This window comes from Acidaminococcus timonensis, assembly GCF_900106585.1.
In the GTDB taxonomy this organism is placed as follows: Bacteria; Bacillota; Negativicutes; order Acidaminococcales; family Acidaminococcaceae; genus Acidaminococcus; species Acidaminococcus timonensis.
Window position 1 is genome coordinate 538,862 of sequence record NZ_FNWH01000006.1, and the last position, 22,094, is coordinate 560,955.

At 39.1% G+C, this 22,094-nt stretch carries 16 protein-coding genes and 1 pseudogene; 15 read left to right on the plus strand and 2 right to left on the minus strand.

Annotated elements, in window-relative coordinates:
* Nucleotides 1-102 precede the first annotated feature (102 nt).
* Complete coding sequence (locus BQ5462_RS06405) at nucleotides 103-543, minus strand: hypothetical protein (protein ID WP_143038025.1); 441 nt, start codon at nucleotides 541-543, stop codon at nucleotides 103-105.
* Nucleotides 544-728: 185 nt separating this feature from the next.
* Entirely contained in the window at nucleotides 729-857 is a 129-nt protein-coding gene (locus tag BQ5462_RS11515; protein ID WP_268802579.1) for a hypothetical protein, read from the minus strand.
* 435 nt (nucleotides 858-1,292) lie between these two features.
* Between BQ5462_RS11515 and BQ5462_RS06415 the strand changes: the two genes are divergently transcribed.
* From BQ5462_RS06415 to istB, 15 genes and pseudogenes are all read left to right on the plus strand, one after another.
* Nucleotides 1,293-4,478: an ATP-binding protein gene (locus BQ5462_RS06415; RefSeq protein ID WP_083378095.1), complete on the plus strand. Its 3,186-nt coding sequence runs from the start codon at nucleotides 1,293-1,295 to the stop codon at nucleotides 4,476-4,478.
* Nucleotides 4,479-5,212: 734 nt separating this feature from the next.
* On the plus strand, nucleotides 5,213-5,392 hold the full coding sequence (locus BQ5462_RS11155; protein WP_143038026.1) for a monoheme cytochrome c: 180 nt from the start codon (nucleotides 5,213-5,215) through the stop codon (nucleotides 5,390-5,392).
* A gap of 609 nt (nucleotides 5,393-6,001) precedes the next feature.
* Nucleotides 6,002-7,414 carry a reverse transcriptase domain-containing protein gene (locus BQ5462_RS06425; protein ID WP_071142547.1) on the plus strand — a complete coding sequence of 471 codons (1,413 nt, stop codon included), beginning with the start codon at nucleotides 6,002-6,004 and terminating at the stop codon, nucleotides 7,412-7,414.
* A gap of 202 nt (nucleotides 7,415-7,616) precedes the next feature.
* Nucleotides 7,617-7,828 (plus strand): annotated as a pseudogene (locus BQ5462_RS11785) (IS30 family transposase); the annotation flags it as partial.
* A gap of 205 nt (nucleotides 7,829-8,033) precedes the next feature.
* Entirely contained in the window at nucleotides 8,034-8,855 is an 822-nt protein-coding gene (locus tag BQ5462_RS06430) for a glycosyltransferase (RefSeq protein ID WP_071142548.1), read from the plus strand.
* A gap of 6 nt (nucleotides 8,856-8,861) precedes the next feature.
* Nucleotides 8,862-9,836 (plus strand): glycosyltransferase family 2 protein, encoded by a 975-nt coding sequence (locus BQ5462_RS06435; RefSeq protein WP_071142549.1) that lies wholly within the window; start codon nucleotides 8,862-8,864, stop codon nucleotides 9,834-9,836.
* A gap of 43 nt (nucleotides 9,837-9,879) precedes the next feature.
* Nucleotides 9,880-10,698: a LicD family protein gene (locus BQ5462_RS06440; protein ID WP_071142550.1), complete on the plus strand. Its 819-nt coding sequence runs from the start codon at nucleotides 9,880-9,882 to the stop codon at nucleotides 10,696-10,698.
* A 4-nt stretch (nucleotides 10,699-10,702) separates the two neighbouring features.
* Nucleotides 10,703-11,425, plus strand: a complete 723-nt coding sequence (gene ispD / locus BQ5462_RS06445; protein ID WP_071142551.1) for a 2-C-methyl-D-erythritol 4-phosphate cytidylyltransferase — start codon at nucleotides 10,703-10,705, stop codon at nucleotides 11,423-11,425.
* Nucleotides 11,426-11,433: 8 nt separating this feature from the next.
* Nucleotides 11,434-12,498, plus strand: a complete 1,065-nt coding sequence (locus BQ5462_RS06450; protein ID WP_071142552.1) for an NAD-dependent epimerase/dehydratase family protein — start codon at nucleotides 11,434-11,436, stop codon at nucleotides 12,496-12,498.
* Between the two features lie 19 nt (nucleotides 12,499-12,517).
* Entirely contained in the window at nucleotides 12,518-13,618 is a 1,101-nt protein-coding gene (locus BQ5462_RS06455; protein ID WP_071142553.1) for a glycosyltransferase family 2 protein, read from the plus strand.
* Between the two features lie 60 nt (nucleotides 13,619-13,678).
* Complete coding sequence (locus tag BQ5462_RS06460) at nucleotides 13,679-15,208, plus strand: O-antigen ligase family protein (protein ID WP_071142554.1); 1,530 nt, start codon at nucleotides 13,679-13,681, stop codon at nucleotides 15,206-15,208.
* 14 nt (nucleotides 15,209-15,222) lie between these two features.
* On the plus strand, nucleotides 15,223-16,725 hold the full coding sequence (locus BQ5462_RS06465; RefSeq protein WP_071142555.1) for an oligosaccharide flippase family protein: 1,503 nt from the start codon (nucleotides 15,223-15,225) through the stop codon (nucleotides 16,723-16,725).
* Nucleotides 16,726-17,240: 515 nt separating this feature from the next.
* Nucleotides 17,241-19,760 (plus strand): P-loop NTPase fold protein, encoded by a 2,520-nt coding sequence (locus BQ5462_RS06470; protein ID WP_143038027.1) that lies wholly within the window; start codon nucleotides 17,241-17,243, stop codon nucleotides 19,758-19,760.
* 74 nt (nucleotides 19,761-19,834) lie between these two features.
* The gene (gene istA / locus BQ5462_RS06475) at nucleotides 19,835-21,277 is read left to right on the plus strand and encodes an IS21 family transposase (protein WP_071141677.1); all 1,443 of its coding nucleotides are present in this window, start codon (nucleotides 19,835-19,837) and stop codon (nucleotides 21,275-21,277) included.
* Entirely contained in the window at nucleotides 21,259-22,014 is a 756-nt protein-coding gene (istB, locus tag BQ5462_RS06480) for an IS21-like element helper ATPase IstB (protein ID WP_071141678.1), read from the plus strand. Before istA ends, istB begins: the two co-directional genes overlap by 19 nt.
* Nucleotides 22,015-22,094 lie beyond the last annotated feature (80 nt).

Genomic DNA, 22,094 nt, shown 5'->3' on the forward strand with positions numbered 1-22,094 from the left:
GCCCAAGTGGCATACCCATTGACACCCTGCCTGCCATCCCGTTTGGCATACCGTTTTGTCATCCGGAATGACATACCAGCCTGTCAGCCAGTCATTCGCCGATCAGAAAGGGATTTCTTCCTCCTCCCACTGGTTCCTTATCTGTGCTTCCATTTTCCTTTCCAATGGTTTTTTCGGTGGGCGGTCCGGCAGCTCATATTCCTCGATGAGTTCCCAGGTTTTGGCATCCGACTCGTACACCTGGTTCTTTTCCGTGTATATCGTCGCCCGGTAGCGGTCAGCCCGGATGTGATTGTGCAGTTTCCAGTGCCGGATCAGTCCCACACCGCTGGAGAATATATAAAGGTATCGCTGCTTCACCAGTTCATTCAGATCCCGTTTGGAGGTCCGGGTAATCATGGCCACGGCCTGGGGATTGGCAATGAAGCCATCGTCATCTGCATCCATCACCAGGTGGATGTACAGGAACTGGGACTTGATGGGCAGCTTCATGAAATGGGAACTGCAGATGATGTCTCTGGTCAGCATACGGCGTTGTGTCATAATCAAATACTCCTTTCGTTGATAGGGAATACCCCAAAAAGGGCATAAAAAAGCCAGGGGCTGCGGCTCCTGGTTTTCATTGAAACAGTTTCAGAGAATAAAAAACAGGATCCCAATCGCGCTGATACCCAAAAGGGTACAGAAACAGTCTGTGCACAGGGAAGCGTTCAACTTCCTTACACAGGTTACAGTGGGCGATAGGAATCCTCGAAATGGTTGTACTTGAAGCGGGTAAAGGTGGAATGCAGAATGGAAGCAGCCACACGGGAAACATGCAGCCAGGGACGATGGTCCCGGGAGTTGATGGGCAACAAGGGTATCACTCCAATGCTAGGAATTTTTCAGTAGTTTGTAATAAGAAATATCCGATAAGAAAATTATATCAAAAAAATTAGAAAAGTCAACAGAAATTGTAATAAAGGAAACAGTTCATACTATGGTAAATGGAAATTACTATGACTGGCAACAAAATATAAGACAGCAACCAAGTTCTCCCACTGTGGGGAGGAAGTATCCATGCTACAGCATGGATGGAGGGGTTATCGGCGATAGCCGATACCACAGGTTGGAAAATTCTTATGTAACTCACAATATCTGTTATACTAAACAATCTTCTTGCAAACAACCAGAAAATCGTATACCATAAAAACAAGAGTTCGTTTTATAATAATCGGCATCTTTATTTCAGCCATACATCTCAAACCAAATTGGTTACGAAACATCATTGCACAATTTGCTGGAGGTAGAAAATGGAAAATTACGATAATATGCTCACATTGGAAAATCATTTGGCCTCTTTTCGTGATAGAGGAGAAATCTATAGAGAACTTTACAACAATTGGCTGGTCGAAAAACGGGATATTGCCAATGTGCTTAAAAATATCGTACTTTGTTTTCCCCATTATAGCCTTCATGATGCTTCCCATTCGGATACAGTCTTGATGCGCATGGAACAGCTTCTGGGAGAAAAGAGAATTGCCCAAATTGGTGCCACTGAAACTTGGCTGCTGCTCATGAGTGCATATACGCATGATTTGGGGATGCTGATTCAAGAGGACGAATTGGTAAAAATATGGGATTCTGAACCGTTCCAATCTTATTTAAAGAAAATCGACGACTCTTCTGATTTAAAAGAATATGCACGAATCGTCCGGAAGAAAGATTTTGAGAAGCGTTCTAAAAACTGGCCTGTGCAAGTGAAATGGGCTGTCACTGTTCTTTCAGCAGATTATTTCCGGAGAAGTCATGCCCAAAGAAGCTCTGATTTAATCAGAAACCAGCTAGAAGGGATTTCCCCTTTTAAACTGAATCTAAGCGCAAATGGATTCATTCAAGAACGGTTTATTTATTTGCTGAGCAAATTTGCAGAACTTCATGGCGCACCTTTCGATGATGTTTTAAAGTTGGATAAAGTTGCTTCAGGTATGGGCGGTTCAGACGATTTGATCTATCCTCGTCGAGTTGCTGCTTTATTACGGTTGGCCGATTTGTTGGATATGGATAATGGCCGGTTTGATGAAAATGCATATCCCATCAATGGAAAGGTTCCAGAGACCACACGTGCACACCAAAGAAAGCACAGCTCTCTCAGACATTTTCTGGTCATACCAGAACGAATCGAAATTGAATTGGACTGTCCAGATGAAAATTCCTTCCAGGCAGCTAGCTCCTGGGTTGGATGGATCAAAGATGAAATTAGGGAAATATCTGAGCATTGGACAAATATCATGCCTGATAATTATGGTTCTGCTCCAATCTTGGAAAATCCGAGAATTTTCTTGAATGGTCAAAAATTGGAAGGGGATACCCTTGCCAGCTTTAAAGTCGATAACGACTCAATTTTCGAGGTTTTTGAAGGCGCCAATATTTATAAAAATAGGTTCTCATGCATTCGTGAACTGATTCAAAATGCTCTGGATGCAACGAAACTCAGATTCTGGAATTTACTCCAGCATCATGACATTTGTGATTCTTTGGAATTAGAAAATATTGATAAGATTACACCTTACGATATTCCTTTCGCTGACTATAATCGTTTTCCAATTACTGTTGAAGTTATTTATAATCAGGAAAAAGAGGAAAGAAATTCCTATATTGAGATTTTCGTAAAGGATCATGGGACAGGAATTACTGATAAACGATTGAAACAAATGATGAAAATTGGGCAGAGTGAGCATATTCTAAAAAGTAACCTTACCGTTGATACCATGCCTAAATGGTTACAGCCTACTGGAGCATTTGGATTAGGACTTCAATCAGTTTTTCAGGTAACGGATAAATTAGAGTGTGAAACCCAACCGGAAAGAGAAAACGGGAAAAAAGTAACATTTAGGTCCCATCGCGATAGCGGGAGAATATCTTATATCAATCTGGAAGATGATAGTAAACTTCCTGTTGGTACGACGTTTCATTTTTGTATATCATCAGAGAATATGCAAATCCAAAAATTCAATTTGGGTGGGAATTTTGACTCTCATTATATGGAATTGGATCCGTTTTCAACTGATTTTAAAAATGAGAAAGAAGCTCTGGTCCTGTTCTATATTATTGATTGCCTGGACGATGAAATCGGTAATCCTATATTTCCCATCCAAGTGTCATATTATTTTAAGACGGAAAAGGGAAGACGGAAGATTTGTGAAAGAAATTATGGCATTTTAAATAACTCCGCTTTACAGAAGGAACAGGAGGAATCTGATATCGTTTATTACCGGGGAAAAGATAAATCTTGGTTTAATGCGTATGATATTACGAATAATATAAGTTTCACAATTAGAGACGATCTAAGTGGAAAACGTCGAAAAGGGATAGCTCTAACTTTTAAGGGGATGTCTGTAGATTCCCATTACTTGACTGCTAGTAATTTTTACTTAGATAAATTGTATGGATGCATCGACTTTTTAGGATTTCCAACGAGGGAATATCTTTCTCTAAATCGAGCTGAAATACGTAGAAATAAGAAACAAGAAACCTTTAATATAGTTTATAAAGATATAAAGTGTATTTTGGAATATAAAATAAAAGAGATTATCGAAAATAAAAGATCAGAGTTGTCTTCAGGTGAGGCAAGCTTTTATGCACTGTTTTTACCATTAATTGAAGACTTTAAAGCAGAGAAGGGGAAAATGATTTCTTCTCTTGAGAAAATCTTACTCCCGTTGATTAAAACAGAGCAAATACTATTTACAAGAGAGAATGAACGTTGGAATGAAAAAGCAGAACTGCTAAGTAAGAGTTTAAAAATGATTTGGAACAAAGATGTTTTTTATGTCTATTCGGCTGAACGAACGTGGAATGGCAGTATGGTAAAACCTCCTTTGAAAATAATTGATAAACTTTATAATCAAATGAATCAAGACTCGGAGCCAAAAAGGATATGCATTTATCCTCAAAATGCAATTCAATCTTGGTTGAACGTGGGAGATGTAAAAGTCCTTGAAATTGCTTCAGATGGAAAAGAACCCAATGAGGTGAAATTACAACGATGTGTCTTCGAGGGAAATGAAAAGATACTTCCGGAATTGGACACCCATACAACAGAAGAAATCTTGCAGATTTCTTTGCAGCAGTCTCGAATTGTAACCATTGCGTGTAATGCATATCCACATCTAGCATTGGATAGAGAAAAAGATCTGACAACTTTATATTATATTCACAGATACTTTAATTCCTGGTTTGATGTGGGGCGTAATACCTTTGCGTGGGTCGTATCCCCTTTTAGCAAGGAAGACATTGAGAAATTGAAACAAGAAACAGTAGATTTTGGTAAGTTCTGGAATCAAATCAAGGAAAGGGAAGATTTTCAAAATCTTGTGGATTATGTATATGAGCATCGACTTGATGATAAGGGAACTAAGGAAGATATAATCAAAGATTACAAAAAATGGGTTCAGGAAGCGGTTTGTATGAGCAATAAGGGACATGAGAATAAGTAGCTTTTGACAGAAAATGACCTATTCGGGGATGTGAAAATCATTTCTTCACATCCCCTTTTTTCTGTCTGATGGGAATGTTGAAAAAGCCTGGTTATCGCCAATGCGGCGTTGGGGTCATACGGCAGCATAGCAGTCGTACGGTTATCGCCGACCCTGCAGGGATCGCTTGCCGTGATCGACCCGCCCCCTTTTTCACGAAGTTGCGGGAATTTTGCAGATAATGACGGCCGGCGTTTTTGACGGGAGGGACTTTCATTTGGCTGTCGAATAGGGACTATAGGTCTTTTTGATCAATCCAAATGAAAGGTGTGATGAAATGCAACAAAATACCACACTTGCACAGGATCTCAGCAATTATTCCAAGGTGGAACGGCTAGATCGTGCCTGCTGCCGATTGCTGGCCAACAAACCCATCCTGGCCTGGCTATTGAAGGCCATTGTACCGGAGTTTGGGGCATGTTCCGTCCAGACCGTTATGGAAAAATATCTGGAAGGAACCCCAGCCATTCGTTCCATACCGGTTGGTAGGCGACACAGAGTATGATAAAATAGAATACGACTTGGAGACCATTGCAATATTGGGATTGGGAAACCCAGAACGAAGACAGAAGGATGTCTTGAAACTCTTCAGTGTACTGATGGAGCCGAAAATGGAAACGGAGATAAAAAAGCAGATTTTGGAAACGGAATTTGCTATTCTCATGACAGTAGATATGGAAAGAGAGGCGAGCGAAATGTGTACGTTGGGAGAATCTATTGCAAGAGAAAATTTGGAAAAAGGCATCCAGCAGGAACGCAACAGCAACATCCTGGGCATGCTGCGGGAAAAGATCCCTATGGAGACCATCGCCCGCATCACGAAAGTATCGGTGGAGCAGATCCGGGAACTGGGAAAATTGAATGGAGTGTTGTAAAGAAAGCAGGGCTGCGGCCCTGCTTTCTTTATGCAGATTGCGATTGCGGGCCAACCAGAAGGACGGCCCCTACGGCGTTGGAGTTATCGGTTCACCCAGCCACCGTAGGGTCGATCGTCCTGATTGATTCGCCTGTACGGTCTACTGATCTGCATCGATACTATGAGTGATTGTATGATACACATATGGTATATGTCTATATATTGACATTATCATCATAAACCTTTATGATGTACGTAAGGAATTTTCATCAATCTTGATGAACGATTCCAGGACGGTATTCTATAGGGGTGCCGGAGGATTTTATCAAAGTCAAGACCTCCTTCACGATAGCGATGGTTTGGTTTGACGCAGACAAAGAATCACGTGATTCTTTGTCTGCTGGTTCATTGCCAAGACAGAACTGAATGATGAGCGGTACGACTTGCATCAGCATCTGAAGGATGCCGGTGGATGATGTCCAGCCTGTGTGTGATTCTATCATACCACAGGAACTCATGCTTCATTAGGGTAGGGGCCTTAAGGCTCAGTTAAATTGTATAGACCCGCCAATCGTTGACAAATCTACCCGTTGAGATTGGCGGGCTTTTCATATATAGGGAGTATTTCATGGATTCAGGAAGCAAAGAAGCGATAAGAAAACGAATCGAAGATAAAGCAAGCATGTATGTCCATTTTGATTATCGAAGCTGTCTCACAGATTCTGTCCTGAAATATATCACAAATCCTGAGAAGGTTAGGACACATGGCTTCTATCCTTTTCTTCACTTTATTATTGAAGAAAATAAAATAAAGAAAGTTGCAGGTGGATTTTCTCCCAAAAATAAAAAACGGGATATCATGTATGCGGATCATTTGGATTCCTGGATTTATCGCTATTATGGTGAAAAGCTGAATACTGCGTATAATGAGTTTGTGGCGAGTTGTGGAATTTCCAAGATCTCCATTGCTTACAGGAATTGTATGAGAGGTCAGTCGAATATTGAGTTTGCAGAAGAAGCGTTTGCCTTTTTGATTCATCATGCTCCTTGTTACGTCATTATCGGTGATTTTACCCATTTTTTTGATTATATTGATCATACCTATTTAAAAAAGCAGCTGTGTCAAGTCCTTAAAGAAAAACGACTATCAGATGATTTTTTCAAGGTGTACCAGGCTGTTACCCAATATAGTTATGTGGAATATGACGCTATTCTAAAATACAAAGGTATGACCAGAAGGCAGCTTTCTCATGCACCAATTATTCTGACAAAAGACGAATTTCGTATCCTGAGCCGTAGAAAAAGGGGAGATAAAAATGACGAGTTCATTATCAAGAAAAATCACAGACCATATGGTATCCCACAGGGGTCACCCTTAAGTGGAGTCCTGGCCAATATTTATATGGTTGAATACGACCAGCAGATTGCTCAACAAGTCGCCAAATACGGTGGCTATTATCGCAGATATTCTGATGATTTTATGATTCTTCTTCCCTGTAAAGATATGTCAGAAGGTCAATGGAATCAATTCTTAAACAATCTAAAAGAAATTTTTGTACAGAAAAGCAACTGCAGTAATAAAAATCTTGTAAAACTCTCTCCTGAAAAGACGCAAAAATATCTTTTAACTGAGCAACGTCAAATCCAAAACTTATCAGACCCAGAAAAGAAGAACAATGTCATTAATTTCCTGGGCTTTTCTTATGACGGACATAGGATTACCGTGAGAGATAAGACTGTTGCAAGGTATTACCGTCGTCTTTACCAAAAAATCGGTACTATAGAGAGAAACGGGGGATACATTAACGGTAAACGGATCAGCTGTCGTAACCTGTATCAAAATTATACAAATAAGGGCATTTTAAAAAAGGGGAAAAACGGGAAAAAACACGGCAACTTTATCCATTATGCTTTCCGTGCTGAACGGATTTTTAATCGAAGACTCAAAGATTTGAATCATACGGGTATCTTGCGTCAAAGACATTTGAGAAAAATTCGGAGAAAGTTAGATAAAATTTTTAGACGGTTAGTTGTAAAATGAATTTGAACAGTTAATCAAAAAACAAAAATCCATAGTGAAGCTTCATGTTAAAATGGTTTTGCGAGAAATCATCAACAAAGGAGCAATCACTATGGATCACATCCATTCTAACACAATTGAGGACGTACGTATACCCGGCCGCCATCTTTCTTAGGAGGAACGTGGCATAATTCAGGCTCTGTACCGTTAGGGGATTTCCCTTCGCACACGACTCAAACGCCACAATGGCTTTTGCTGAGGGCTTTCACCCATCCAAAGGGTATGCCCATAGAGCGGTTCTCTGATGAGGATATCCTGAAAAATATGGCAGATGCGCTGAACCAGCGCCCACGTCGTGTTTTGGGCTACCATACGCCGTCAGAGCTATTTGATGCATTCCTCGATGAAGTTTATGCTATTGAGTGTGTTTCTTGACTATAGTTGTTCAAATTTAACTTGCAATTTACCTGGTAAAAATATTAATATATTTAGCATATGGAAGATTGTTGAACTTATTCTTTGTGTTGCTGCCATTGATATTTTGTCTTGGCTAATTAATTTACCACTTTTGCGAGATTATTTAATAAATATGAAACTTTTATGGTATATGTAAAAATATAATGTAAAAAAGGTAATAAAAATGGATAAATTTTCAGCTTTAATTTCTATCTATAAAAACGAAAATCCAACTTTTCTCAGAGAGTCTTTGGATAGTATATTAAATAATACTATTCAACCTGATGAGATTGTTATGGTAAAAGATGGTCCGCTTACACCGGAACTTGAAAATGTTTTGAGAGAATACCAAGAGACAACGGGATTATTTCATTTTGTAATTCACAAAAAAAATCAAGGGTTAGGCATTGCATTAAGAGATGGACTTTTAGAATGTAGAAATGAAATAGTGGCAAGAATGGATACCGATGATATATGTCATCCAGAACGTTTTCAAAAACAGTTGGAATTTTTACGGACTCATCCCGATATTGCTGTAATCGGTACCAATGTAGAAGAATTCAGCTCTGATTTTCATCATCCTGATCAATTAGTTATATATCCCACTGGAAGCAGAAATATTATAGAGTTTGCGAAAAAAAGAAATCCTATGCGACACCCTTCGGTTATGTTTAGAAAATCTGCGGTCATGGCTAGTGGTAATTATAGACACTTTTTGTGGTTTGAAGATTATGATTTATGTATAAGGATGCTTTTACATGGTTACAAAATGCAAAATTTACAGGAAGCATTATTGTATTGCAGGGCAGATAAAGATTTATTTAAAAGACGTGGAGGAATGCAATATTTAAAACAAGATATTTCATTCCAAAAATTTATGTTAAGTGCTGGATTTATTAATAATATACAATTTGCTTTAAATTGTACGACAAGAAGTATTGTAAGGATTATGCCAAATCATATGCGAGAATGGTTTTATAAAATTTTCCTAAGATCAAAGGTGTAGAAAACTATGTTATTATCAGTTATCATTCCAGTGTATAATGTTGAAAAGTATATACGGCGTTGCCTCGATTCTTTGGTTGGTCAGATGGATTCTAACATGGAAATTATTTGTATCGATGATGGATCAACAGATAATAGTTATATAATTTGTCAAGAATACGCAACAAATAATCAAAATTTCTATGTTTACAGCAAGGAGAATGGTGGAGTTGCATCTGCAAGAAATTTAGGCCTAACTAAAGCAAAGGGTAAATATGTTGCATGGGTAGATTCGGATGATTATGTGGCTAACGACTGGGAAAAAACTATTGTAGAATTATTAAAAAAAGAACAACCTGATTGCCTTTTGTTTGATTATTATAATGATCATTATGGAAAAATTGAAGAAGTTCACACAGGATTTCCTTATACAATTTCTCAAGAAAAATTTATTTTTGAATTATCTTTAGATGTACGTTTGAAAAGTATATTGATGTTTAAAGTTATAAAAAGAAATTTGTATCAGGGACTAAAATTTGACGAAAAGGCAATTGTATTAGAAGATTACAAATTACTAACATATTTAGCATTAAAGGTAAAAAAAATTATATCAACTTCTAATTGTCTATATTACTATGTACGTAGAGCAAATAGTCTAACAAATAATGCCAATATGGCAAAAAGCTTATTATCTGCTGATATTGCTAAAGAACGTTATGAACTTTATCAAAGAAAAGGACTGAGAATTAGTAAAGCAAGTCTTTGGAAAATGGCAGTATTGGCTTGTATTTCTAAGAAAAATGGAAGTGGATTATCAAAGCAACAGAAAGATGCTATAAAAGTATATGAAAAACTGTTGCACAAGGATCTGATTAAAATTCTGGGTGACTCTAATGTTGAAAAGAAAGTAAAAGTAGCAATATTGTTTAATCAGTTCATTCCAAATTATATTAGCGCTGCTATCTGGGATTTTATTAGGAAAATCAGATATGAAGAGGAATGATGGATTTTAAAATATATTGTGCTCGAGTGAGGGTGTATAATTTATGGATAAAAAATCGACAATCCTTTTAAAAGAAAAAGAAATAAAAAGCAGAGAATTAAATATTCTACTTTCTTTTCAGGAGTTTTGCCAAAAAAAACATTTGCGTTTTTATTTAAGTGGCGGAACTCTTTTAGGAGCTGTTCGTCATCATGGATTTATTCCTTGGGATGACGACATAGATGTATGTATGCCCCGAAAAGATTTTGAAAAACTAATCGATGTTTATCCTAAAATATCACAAGGATATCAACTCAGAGCTGAACGATTGGGGAATTTTTCGGCCCCTTTTGCTAAAATTGTTGATACTAAAACCGTAGTGGAAACACAATATTCAACAGATAATATAAACGCTCAATTATGGATTGATATTTTTCCTGTTGATGGATTACCTGAATCTTTACAACAAGTTCGTCATATCTATAAGCTATGTGGTTTTTATCGCAAGTTATTTACTTTAGCTGATGTAAAGCTTGGGGAAGGAAAAACAACTTTTCATAAATATGCTAAATATATTTTAAAACCCTTGGCAAGAATTTATGGAAAAAAACGTTGTACAAAAAAAATTAATGAACTGGCTCAGCAATATCCTTATAATACCTGCCAATACGTAGGTGCTATCACTTGGGGCCTTTATGGTGTAGGTGAGCGCATGTTGAAAAGTGAGTTTGAAGAGCAAGTTATGGTAGAGTTTGAAGGTCATAAGTTCCCAACTTTTTCTTGTTGGGATTCTTACCTTCATGGGCTTTATGGCGATTATATGGAGCTTCCGCCTGTGGAAAAAAGACAAACCCACGATATGAAAGTCTATGTAAAGGAATGAGCTTATGAACATAGCCGTTATTTTTGCCGGTGGTACCGGAAAACGTATGAATACCAAATCAAAACCAAAGCAATTTCTGGAAATGCATGGAAAACCGGTATTGATTTATACGTTGGAGAATTTTGAGAACCATCCCATGATTGACCATATCATTCTGGTTTGCCTGGAAGACTGGATTGGTTATGCAGCAGCTCTATTAAAAAAGTTCAGGATTACTAAAGTTAGGAAGATTGTCCCAGGTGGCTCTACTGGTCAGGAATCAATCTACCATGGAATAAAAGCTGCAGAAGAACTGTATGGAGGAAACCATACTGTTTTGATCCATGATGGGGTGCGGCCTTTAATCAATGAAGATACCATAACACGATGCATTTCCAGCGTAAAGGAAAATGGCAATGGGATTACAGTGTCTCCTGCAATTGAAACCATTTTTTTAAAGGAGAAACAGAACAATCGAGTGGGTCAAATCTTCGACCGTTCCCGCTGTGAAATGGCCAAAGCACCTCAATGCTTTAAACTGCAGGAAATCTATGAAGCCCATCAGAAAGCGCAGGCGGAAGGGCTGAATGATTTTATTGATTCGGCCAGCCTGATGCAGTATTTTGGACATGAACTTTTTACGGTAGAAGGCCCGGCAGAAAATATAAAGATTACTACGCCGTCTGACTTTTACGTATTCCGGGCCATCATGGATGCCCGGGAAAACTTGCAGATTCTTGGATTGTGAGGATTATTATGGGTGCAATGGAAGATGTTTTACAAGAAGACCTGGCTGCCGTCAGCCAGGCTGATTATATTCCCTGGAATCAATTGCAGGGGCAGAGTGTCCTGGTAACTGGCGGCACAGGACTCATTGGATCAACTGTAATCAAGGCCCTTTGTTACGCCAATACGGCAAAAAAATTACGTTTGAAGATATTTGCCTTGGTTCGGAATCTGGAAAAAGCAGAGCAGATGCTGGGCCATGAAAATGAAGTGCTACATTTTCTCCAGGGATCCGTTGAACAGCTTCCTGAAATCAATGAGTCAGTAGATTATATCATCCATGGGGCCAGTCCGACTGCCAGTTTGTTTTTTGTGGAGCATCCTGTGGAAACCATCCAGATTGCAGTTCAGGGAACGTCCAATTTGTTGAAGCTGGCAAAAGAAAAGGCGGTAAAAAGCTTTATTTATTTGTCCAGTATGGAAGTTTATGGCGCTCCCCAGGCTGATACATTAATCCCGGAATCTCAGGGATGTACGTTGGATTCCATGACGGTACGCAGCTGTTATCCCCTTTCCAAACGGCTTTGTGAGAATTTATGTGCCAGCTATGCGCAGGAATATCATGTACCAGCTAAGGTGATTCGTTTGGCGCAGACATTTGGGCCCGGCGTTTTGAAAGATGACAAACGGGTTTTTGCCGAATTTGCCCGAGATGCCATGGACGGGAAAGATATAGTTCTACAAACCAGCGGGACTAGTAAGAGAGAATATCTCTATACAGCAGATGCGGTGACTGCTATTTTAACAGTGCTTTTAGAAGGCGCGAATGGAGAATCCTATAATGCAGGGAATCCAGAAACCTATTGCAGTATTGTCGAGATGGCACAGTTGGTAGCACAACAAATTGCGGAAGATAAAATTCAAGTTCAATTCCCTTATAATGAAACAGAAATAAGTTTTAAATTTCCGCCTTCCCATCATCTTCATTTAGATATCAGTAAATTGGAAAATCTCGGATGGAAAGCAACTAAGAATTTAAAGGATATGTACTTAAGAATGATGGCTGTAATGGAAGGAAAAACTAAGAACGATTAAGTTTTCAAAGGAATAATCAATGGATGATAAAATATTAGTATCAAAACCATTAGTGTCTATTATTATACCCGTATATAAAGTCCAAGATTATTTAGCTAAATGCTTGGATAGTTTAGTGTTACAAACCTATAAAAATATTGAAATTATTGTAATAGATGATGGAAGTCCAGATAACAGTGTGTCTATTTGCAAACAATATGCAGAGAGAGACTCGCGGATATACTTTATTGCGCAAGAGAATACTGGAGTTACTGCAGCTAGATTGAACGGCTTTTTCCACTCCCACGGAGAATTTATTATGTTTGTTGATGCAGATGATTACGTTTCGCTGCAAATTGTAGAACGTATGCTGCGATTTCAACAAAAATACCAGGTTGATTTGGTTTCCTGTCAATATTATGATGTAGTAGATGGACGAGAAATGCCTGCTACAGTCCGTCCTGCACCTGGTTATTATGATAAAAAAAATATATATCAGCTTTTATCAAGTAATTTTCTGTATGATAAATCTACAGGATTGGCAGGAATGTCCGGATTCCTCTGTACTAGGCTTTTTAAACGCAACTTTGTACATGCTGCATTGGAGGCCGGAAAGGATCTTATCCATAGTGAAGATCAGGTCGGTATCTTTAAGGTGTTGTGTAACATAAACAATATGTATATAATGCAAGAACCTCTGTATTATTACGTTGTACGGAAAGGACAGGCAACAAAGAGCTACAATGCATCATATTGGAAAAATTTTGAACTATTATTTAAAAGATTGCAGGAAATTGATCAAGAGAATTACTTAAAGGCACAATTGCCTGAAAGAGCTATCATGATTTTAAAAGACTTGATTAAAATGGAGTTTCAAAATGAGAATGCTTCTATTTTACAGAGATATCTTTCTGCTAAGAAAAATTTTTCAAATACATTATGGTACTTGGGAAAAAATGCAGATACTTCTGCTATGAGATGGAAAGGGAGATTGCAGTATAGATTGATAATGCATCAAAATATTTTATTGTATGGAGGATGTCTTTTGTTAAGCAATATTTTAAAAAAAATATTGCAAAAAATAAAAATCGAGAATTTATGGAAAAAGAAGCTTAATTTATATAAAAAACAAAGTCCTTAGCTTTCTCATGTTTTAAAGATATCGTCCGGAAGACGTTATGTTGTATATGAAAGGAGACTTATGGATAGATATAGTATTCTTATTGGTATTTCTATAGTTTCATTGATCTTTGATAATATACCTAAAATGTTGCAATTGAATACCATTAGCAGTGGGTTTGCTAATAAATTAACATGGTACTCTCTAAGCTTATTATTTTTATTAAAGCTAATAGAATTGTATACGGGAAAAATAAAATTTGAAATTCAAGAAAGACAGAAGCTGAAATATTTAGCTTTTTTATTATGTGTTTTTTTGATTAGCAGTATTCATGGATTATTGATTTATCCGTATTATGACGCAATATTATCCGGACCTATCTCTCAAATTGAAAAACTACCACGGTTACTTCAATTTTTTCAGCAGCATAATATTACTATATCGGCACAAAACCTCTTAGTTGGCTGGATTGGAATCAGAGCAGTTAAGGGGACAATTTCCTATGTCCTTTATACCTTTGGTTTCTCTTTTATTTTGTACATAATCTTAAAAAAAAAGTATCCGGTGTATTTAAGCTTATTATATAAATGCGTCACTGTGACTGTTTGTATTCTCTCAGTTTATTCCTGCATTGAATTACTTTATTTAGCAGGTAATCCTTTTGCCAAGTTTATTTTGATGAAAATCAATCCACTGTTGCATACAACAGCAATACAACATGGCTGGTGGCCTCCACTTCTTTGGAAAAATCAACTTCGTTCTGTATTTTCAGAACCATCTCAAATGGGCAATTATGCAGGATTTGCGTTGCCTTTTTTATGGTTGCAAATTTTGAAAGCAAAAAAAATATTGACACCTGAACTGATTTTAACTGTTTTCTATACTTTCTTAATTTTTATGACTAAAGCACGCACTCCTGTGGCAATGTATTGGGGCCTTTTTATTCTATTTGTTTTTATGTCGATTTTCTTAACAAGAAAAATATATTTAAAGCGAGTCATAATTATATTTGGAATTTCTGTGTTTTCACTTTTATTATCAGTAGGGTTTATTAAAAATTTTATGCAGCAACAGCATCAAAAATCTGTTACTGTAGAAAGTTATTTAAGTGATAATGTTGGATCTTTAACGAAAAAAAATGTCAGGAGCAATGGCGCACGGTATGCTCGAATTCGTTCTAATTTAAAGACAGGAATTGAACATCCGTTATTTGGCGTGGGGAATCAGCTTACATCTTCCTATACGGTTCATAATTTTAATGAATACGACTTGCAAAATCAAGAAGTTCAATTATGGGTCCAGAGTTTTAATGAACAAGGTCCGCTAAAATATAGCTTAGATGCGTTGAATGAGTATGTATCTAAATTTGCACAGTATGGTATCATTGGTCTGATAACATTTTTATTACCCTTATTTTATATTTTCTTGAAGCTTTTGAGAAAGCTCAAACAGACAACTGGGTATGATCAATTGGATACATTAGCTATTACGTTGTCATTGATTGGCAGTGCTGTAGCTGGATGCAATGGATCTTTAATATGGCTTTATACATATTGGATAATCTTAGCTTACGCATATGCAGACATTTATCAAGAAACTACAGAAATATAAAGATTGGATGAATAATGAACGAACGTAAAGTAGGTATCTTACTCAGCTATCTGAATATAGCCCTTCACGCTATCGTCGGTTTCCTTTACGTCCCCATTCTCCTGCACTATATTGGAAAATCGGAATATGGCCTGTACCAACTGATTGGATCCCTGATTGCCTATTTCAGCATCATGGATTTTGGCCTGACGGCGGCGGTTACCCGGTTTTATACCAAGTACAAAGCGTTAAAGGACAAGGTGGGGATGGAAAATATTCTGGCCATTTCTCTGTATGGGTATGGGGGTGCCACGGCTCTTTCTCTGCTGGTGGGGATTGTCTGTTACTGGAATCTGGATGGGATTTTCGGGGCCAGTATGACGGCGGGGGAGTTACAGGAAGCTCGGCAGATGTTCCTGCTGCTGCTGTTCAACATTGCGGTGAGCCTTTCCACCATGGTGTTCCGGTCGGTGATCAATGCCCATGAAAAATTCCTGTTCCTGAAAGGGCTGGAAACGGTACAGCTGATTCTGCAGCCGGCATTGGTCATCCTGATTCTCCAGAAGTATCCTACGGCCATGGCAGTGGCGGTGGCCCAGACGGCGCTGAATGTGGGGCTGATCCTGGCACGGATCTACTACTGTTTTGTCAGGCTGCACATTACCATCCGATTCCATTACTGGAATCAGGACCTGTTCCGTGATTTCAAGAAGCTGGCATTGAGTGTTTTCTGTGTCAGCCTCATTGACCAGGTGTTCTGGAAGACCAATCAGATCATCCTGGGGATTGTGCAGGGGACGGCGGCAGTGGCTGTGTATTCCATCGCTTCCCTGATCTATATGAATTATATGGCTTTATCCACAGCAATCTCCGGTGTCTATCTGCCCCATATCACAGAAATGGTGGCCCAGAGAAAACCGATGAGGGAGCTGTCTGCTTTATTTATCCAGATCGGCCGCTGGCAGTATTATCTGCTGGCGCTGGTGGCCACCGGCTTTATGATTTTCGGCCGGCAGTTTATCCAGCTGTGGGCGGGAACCGGTTTTGAAGAGTCCTATTGGATCACCATCCTGATCATCCTGCCCTTTACCATTGATCTGATCCAGAATATTGGTCTGGCCATTCTACAGGCCATGAACCGATATGACTTCCGGGCGAAGATTTATTTTCTCACCGGAGTGCTGAACCTGGTGCTGGCCATCCCTTTGGGAATGAAATACGGCGGCATAGGTTGTGCGGTGGCCACTGGTTTTTCCATGTTGATGGGGAATGGGGTGGTCATGAACTATTTCTACAAGAAATATATCGGGCTGGATATTCCGGAATTCTGGAAAGAAATTGGTAAAATTACCCTGCGTGTAGGGATTTGCCTAGTTATTGGGTATGGTGTGGATCATGTGGTTCCCGGTTCTGGGAAAGTTGTATTCCTCCTTAAAGTGCTAGGGTATACGCTGCTTTATGGGGTAACGGTGTATGTTACGGCCATGAGCCCGGAGGAGAAGGAAAAAGTGCGGGGGATTGGGAGAAAGTTTGGGTAACTTCCTTTAAAACTTATTGGTAAATTGCAAGTTGAATTTGAACAACTATAATCAAGAAATACACTCAATAGCATAAACTTCATCGAGGAATGCATCAAATAGCTCTGACGGCGTATGGTAGCCCAAAATACGCCGTGGGAGCTGTTTCTGCATATCTGTCCATGTTTTCAGAATATTCTCATCAGAGAACCGCTCTCTGGACATGCCCTTTGGGATGAAATCCCTCAGCAAAATCCATTGTGGCGTTTGAGTCGTGTGCGAAGGGAAATCCCCTAGCGGTACAGAGCTTGAATCATGTCACGTTCTTCCAAAGAAAGATGACGGCCGGGTATACGTACGTCTTCAATTGTGTTAGAATGGATGTGATCCATAGAGATTGCTCCTTTGTTGATGATTTTTCGCAAAACCATTTTAACATGAAGCTTCGCTATGGATTTTTGCTTTTTGATTACCTGTTCAAATTCATTTTACAACTAACTATTTTCTCAAATATGGTTAAAAAGAGGAACCTTAAAATGAAATGGCAGACGATACAAAGAACCTTGATAATTGCAATCTTTGCTTGTGTTATTTTCATCTTGTTCAGTGAACAAATCGTAAAGCAGCAGATTGCCATTTCCCTGTTGAATGCGCTCTTTGCCTTTTTCTGGTTATGGTATGGTAGGTCCAGGAATGCTGATAAGATCCTAAAGAATATTTACTTGGGGTTGGGAGAATGCTTTATCATTTGGCATTCTTTGGAACCTGCCAGAATGAAATTCTTATATTTCATAATAAATTTAGTAGTCCTATTGATTTGTTATTGCATATGGAAATATAAGAATCGTAATAATGCACGGACTTTGGAAGAAAACGAGAAACACCTGCTCTTTCCAGAACATCAGGCTGATTTGGAAAGAATTAGGATTTTGATTAAAGATGACAACATATTGGGAGTTCAGTCTCCTTATGGAGAAGGAAAATCTTTTGTGGTTGATCGGTTGTGTACTGATCTCATGGAAAATGAAAAGTGGGATGTGATTCATATTGAATCGTTGGCGTACAGTTATAAAGATTTTGATAAAGTACTCATCCAAAAAATTTCCCAGGTCTTGAAAGAAAACCATATTTACTCTTTTTATGCAACAGAATTGCTTCAGTGTATCAAAGAAACTTTGTGGGGCAAGTTGTCATTGCCACAACTGTTCCATTCTTCTGTTGAAGCGTCTTCTACTATTGTAGGACTCAGAGAGGACCTGCTCCAATTGGAAAAGCCGGTTCTGATTGTTTTTGAAGATATTGAGCGGGTACATGACTCTGAATATGTGAAAAGATTGTTTGCCATTGCAGAAAGATTATGCAGTAACAAGGCAAAATTTATATTGGAATATGATGCATCTGTGTTGAATGGACAAGGAATTGATTTTCAGTTCAGAGAAAAGTATCTTCCTTTTGAAGTGAATATAAGTGATATCCCTTACAGAAAACTGATTTGCTATTTATGGGATGAGACCGAAAAAGCAGAATATACGGATTTGAAGAGATGGGAGATTGAAGATTATCGAAAAGCAGCATTACTTAGTAGTTATGGTCCTCTTTTTCTTGCATTGCAGCAAAGCTATGAAGAAATAGAGCTGGAAAAGATAAAAGCTGGTAATTTTTCTGTACGAAGGGTTCGGAATTATTTAATAGAGTCCAAGTTATATTTATCTAAAAAGGAAGGGCTGTCTGAGGAAGCAAAGAGAATCATTTTGAAAGTTCTCTATTTGAAATTTTTCCATCATAACATGTTTGAAAAATTAAAGCCTGGAAAGTCGTTGGAAGAAGTTTATCTGTTTAAAAATAAAGGTGATGATAAGACCCTGTTTGAATTTTATTCTCATGTTTTAAACAGCAAAAATCCGAAAGCTACATTTAAAGAATTAATGAAGAATGGGCAAAATCATGATTCGTATTATTTATTCTGCTTTCTTGGATATGAAGGATATGATTACGTCAAAAAAATAGAAAATGAGAAAAAAAGTACAGAACCATCAAAATTAGATTATACGCAGCATCTGCAGAATCAGGAGAAGAGGGAACGAATCAATCGCATTATTTGGAACTTACTCATGAACGGAGAATCAGAGTACAGCGATCAGCAACTGTTCATGAAGCGATTTGTGAATGAAGTACTTGAGGCTGGAAACGAAGAAATGCAACTGACAGCATGGGGAAGATTGCAAAATCAGTCACTGAATGAAAAAATATATAAAAACAATAATGGTATTTTCTATTTTGGAATCAATTATTTTGTGTCGCTGGCACAAGGAATGTATGTTTGTGGTTATCAAGAAAAATGGCCAGACTTTTTTCAGTTTTACAAGAGAATCCAAAAAGAGATTGTTGTTGATGTGGATTTTGTTAAGATGCTTTCATTTGTAGACATAAAGAGTAAAGATACCTTGCTTATTTCTGCAATGGATTTTTTTAATCAAGGGAAGCTTATTGGAAACCTAAACCAGAAACAAGAGTATTATCATTTTCTATATGAATATATTGATTGCATCGGACGTTGGGAGTTTATTCATTCTCTGGCACCATTGGAACTTGAGAATTGGAGAGTAATCAGCGGGTTTACTTTAACGAATGAACGGTTGGTTAAAATATTAAAACAACTATGGGAGGATACAAACGATGAATTGAGAAAGAAAAATAATAAAAGGTTGATTAAAGAATTACAGATCATTCAGAAGTTTATTCAAAAAAATATTGAGCTAATAGAAATGCAGAATCCATATTCAATAGATAGACCAAGCGTTGAGATGAAGGCAAAAACAATTCATACCCATCAAAAAGAAGTGGATATGATTTATGAAATGTTGAACCAGTATCCTGATAACCCACAAGCACTGGTTGAATGTGAGAAAATGATGGATGAATTTTATGAAGAGGGAAAGCTAACCATTTACGAACTGCGCTCTGCGCAACGTTCGGTGGCAAGAAAAAAGAAAATTACAATTAGGAATGTGAATGCTAATATAAAAGTGAGCCATTTAAGATCTAAATGCTCATGAAAAAGTGAGCCACTCTGAAACAAGTTCCCCTATACTAGAGTCAGTAATTTGATTCTAAGGGGATTGATGTTAGGATGGTCATCACTATGAAAGATTATGGTCAAATTCGCCAGATGTACATTCGCGATGGAAAATCTATCCGCCAGATTGCCAGAGAAATGCATATCTCCCGTAATACTGTGGCCAAGTATTGCAAAGGAAATGCACTCCCGGGCATCCGCTGCGAATATCATCGGACATCTGCAGTGATTACAGAGGAGGTGACTCGATTCATCCAGAGCTGTCTGGATGAAGATGCGAAAGAACCCAATAAGAAGCAGCACCACACAGCCAAGCGGATTTATGACCGCCTGGTAGAAGAAACTGGATTTACAGGAGGTGCAAGCACAGTCCGGCGCTGCGTTCATCTGTTACGTGGCAATCTTCAGGAAGCCTTCGTCCCTTTGGCTCACCTTCCAGGTGATGCGATGCAGATTGATTGGGGTGAAGCTGTGGTTTACCTCAAAGGAGTGCGTACTAAAGTCAATTTCTTTTGTGCCCGCCTTTGCTACAGCTGTGCTCCTTTCGTGGTCTGTTTCCGCAGGAAGAATACGGAAGCTTTACTTGAAGCATTGAGAAAAGCTCTGGAATTCTTTGGGGGCGTCCCTGCTAAGGTCATTTTTGACAATGACCGGGTAGCCGTTAAGGAAAAAGGTGGCAAAGAAGCCATTGCCCAGGAAAAGTATGAAGCATTTGCAGCCCATTATTGCTTCCATACCGTTTTCTGCAATGTCCGGAGTGGAAATGAAAAAGGACTGGTGGAGAATCTCGTAGGCTGGGTCCGCCGGAATGTCTTTGTCCCTGTACCCAGAGTAGATGCGCTGGACGAATTGAACAGACTCCTGCTGGATAAATGCAAGGTGTATGCGAATACGCATAAAATCCCTGGACGGGAGAACCCTGTAAAGGATCTGCTCCTGGAAGACCAGAAACGTCTCTGCCCACTGCCGGGCAGCCCTTTTGATGCAAGCAGAGCAGCAGTCTGCCGAGTAACACCCTTTTCTGTTGTCCGATTCGTCGCTAACGATTATTCTGTGCCCGTGAAATATGTGGGACAGGAGGTCACGGTGCGAGCCTATGCTGAACAGATTCGGATCTTTGCCAAGGGGGAACTGATTGCTGAACACGCCAGAAACTATGGGCAAAACCAGCAGATTCTGAAACTTGCGCATTATCTGCCGTTGCTGGAATACAAGCCGCGCAGCATCCTGGAAGCAAAACCGGTACGGCAGAACCTCAGTGCTGCCCTGCTACAGTTCCTGGAGACCAATGCATTCAGCAGCGAACAGCTGGTTGAGATTCTGCGGCTATGTGCTGCCGACGGAGAGAACGCTTTTTGGGAGCACAAAGAGCAATTTATGGTTTCCGACAGGAAAGCGCATATCCTTACCGACCCGGTAAAAGTGCAGCAGACAGATCTTTCAATGTATGACCAGCTTTTACAGGAAGGAGGCACTATGTGCAGGACGCAGGTGTAAAGGAAGCACTCCGTTTCTATGCGAAACAGCTTAAACTTCCCACTTTCAAAGACGTCGGTGAACCAGCGGAAAAATTCCGCCCCGGACAAAGCCTGGAAGAATTCGTGCTCGGGTTGATGAAGCGGGAATATGCATCCCGTCAGGAAAAACAGCAGCAACGCAGGCTGAAGAGAGCGCACTTTCCCATGCTCAAGACCCTGGAAGAGTTTGATCTCACAAGGCTGGAACATGTTCGGCCTGAATATGTGAAGCAGCTGGCAAGCTGCGATTTCATAAAGAGGCATGAGAACCTGGTGATGATCGGTAATCCGGGGACGGGGAAAACACATCTGATGACAGCCCTTGGAGTGAAAGCCTGTCTGCTGGGCTGGAAGGTCATTTTCTGCAATGCCACAACGCTGGCAACTGAGCTATGTGAAGCCCATGATGATTACCAGTTGCGCAAGATGGAAAAAACTTTGAGCGGAGCAGACCTGCTGCTCATAGATGAATTAAGTTATGCAAGATTCAACCAGGAAGAATCTGAAATGTTGTTCAAAGTGATTGCCGAAAGGAGTGAAAGAGCCAGTACAGTGATTACGACAAACCTGGAGTTTTCCAAATGGACGGAGATGTTTGCCAGCGAGACGCTGGTTGCCGCATTGGTCGACCGGCTCACCTACCACTCCAGTGTTTTAAATATGAATGGACAGTCTTACCGTTTGCACAGCAGCAAACAGAAGATGACGAATGCTTAAGTGGCTCAAAAATTCGTGAGCAGGTGGCTCACTTTTTCATGAGCATGAGTGGCTCAAAAATTCGTGAGCAAGTGGCTCAC

What these genes read in the sequence shown, in the direction of transcription:
- BQ5462_RS06435 (WP_071142549.1), top strand. Translation starts at nt 8,862, where the DNA reads ATGTTATTATCAGTTATCATTCCAGTGTATAATGTTGAAAAGTATATA.
- BQ5462_RS06450 (WP_071142552.1), top strand. Translation starts at nt 11,434, where the DNA reads ATGGGTGCAATGGAAGATGTTTTACAAGAAGACCTGGCTGCCGTCAGC.
- BQ5462_RS06465 (WP_071142555.1), top strand. Translation starts at nt 15,223, where the DNA reads ATGAACGAACGTAAAGTAGGTATCTTACTCAGCTATCTGAATATAGCC.
- ispD (WP_071142551.1), top strand. Translation starts at nt 10,703, where the DNA reads ATGAACATAGCCGTTATTTTTGCCGGTGGTACCGGAAAACGTATGAAT.
- BQ5462_RS06460 (WP_071142554.1), top strand. Translation starts at nt 13,679, where the DNA reads ATGGATAGATATAGTATTCTTATTGGTATTTCTATAGTTTCATTGATC.
- istA (WP_071141677.1), top strand. Translation starts at nt 19,835, where the DNA reads ATGGTCATCACTATGAAAGATTATGGTCAAATTCGCCAGATGTACATT.
- BQ5462_RS06440 (WP_071142550.1), top strand. Translation starts at nt 9,880, where the DNA reads ATGGATAAAAAATCGACAATCCTTTTAAAAGAAAAAGAAATAAAAAGC.
- BQ5462_RS06470 (WP_143038027.1), top strand. Translation starts at nt 17,241, where the DNA reads ATGAAATGGCAGACGATACAAAGAACCTTGATAATTGCAATCTTTGCT.
- BQ5462_RS06405 (WP_143038025.1), bottom strand. Translation starts at nt 543, where the DNA reads ATGACACAACGCCGTATGCTGACCAGAGACATCATCTGCAGTTCCCAT.
- BQ5462_RS06430 (WP_071142548.1), top strand. Translation starts at nt 8,034, where the DNA reads ATGGATAAATTTTCAGCTTTAATTTCTATCTATAAAAACGAAAATCCA.
- BQ5462_RS11155 (WP_143038026.1), top strand. Translation starts at nt 5,213, where the DNA reads ATGTGTACGTTGGGAGAATCTATTGCAAGAGAAAATTTGGAAAAAGGC.
- BQ5462_RS06425 (WP_071142547.1), top strand. Translation starts at nt 6,002, where the DNA reads ATGGATTCAGGAAGCAAAGAAGCGATAAGAAAACGAATCGAAGATAAA.
- BQ5462_RS06455 (WP_071142553.1), top strand. Translation starts at nt 12,518, where the DNA reads ATGGATGATAAAATATTAGTATCAAAACCATTAGTGTCTATTATTATA.
- BQ5462_RS06415 (WP_083378095.1), top strand. Translation starts at nt 1,293, where the DNA reads ATGGAAAATTACGATAATATGCTCACATTGGAAAATCATTTGGCCTCT.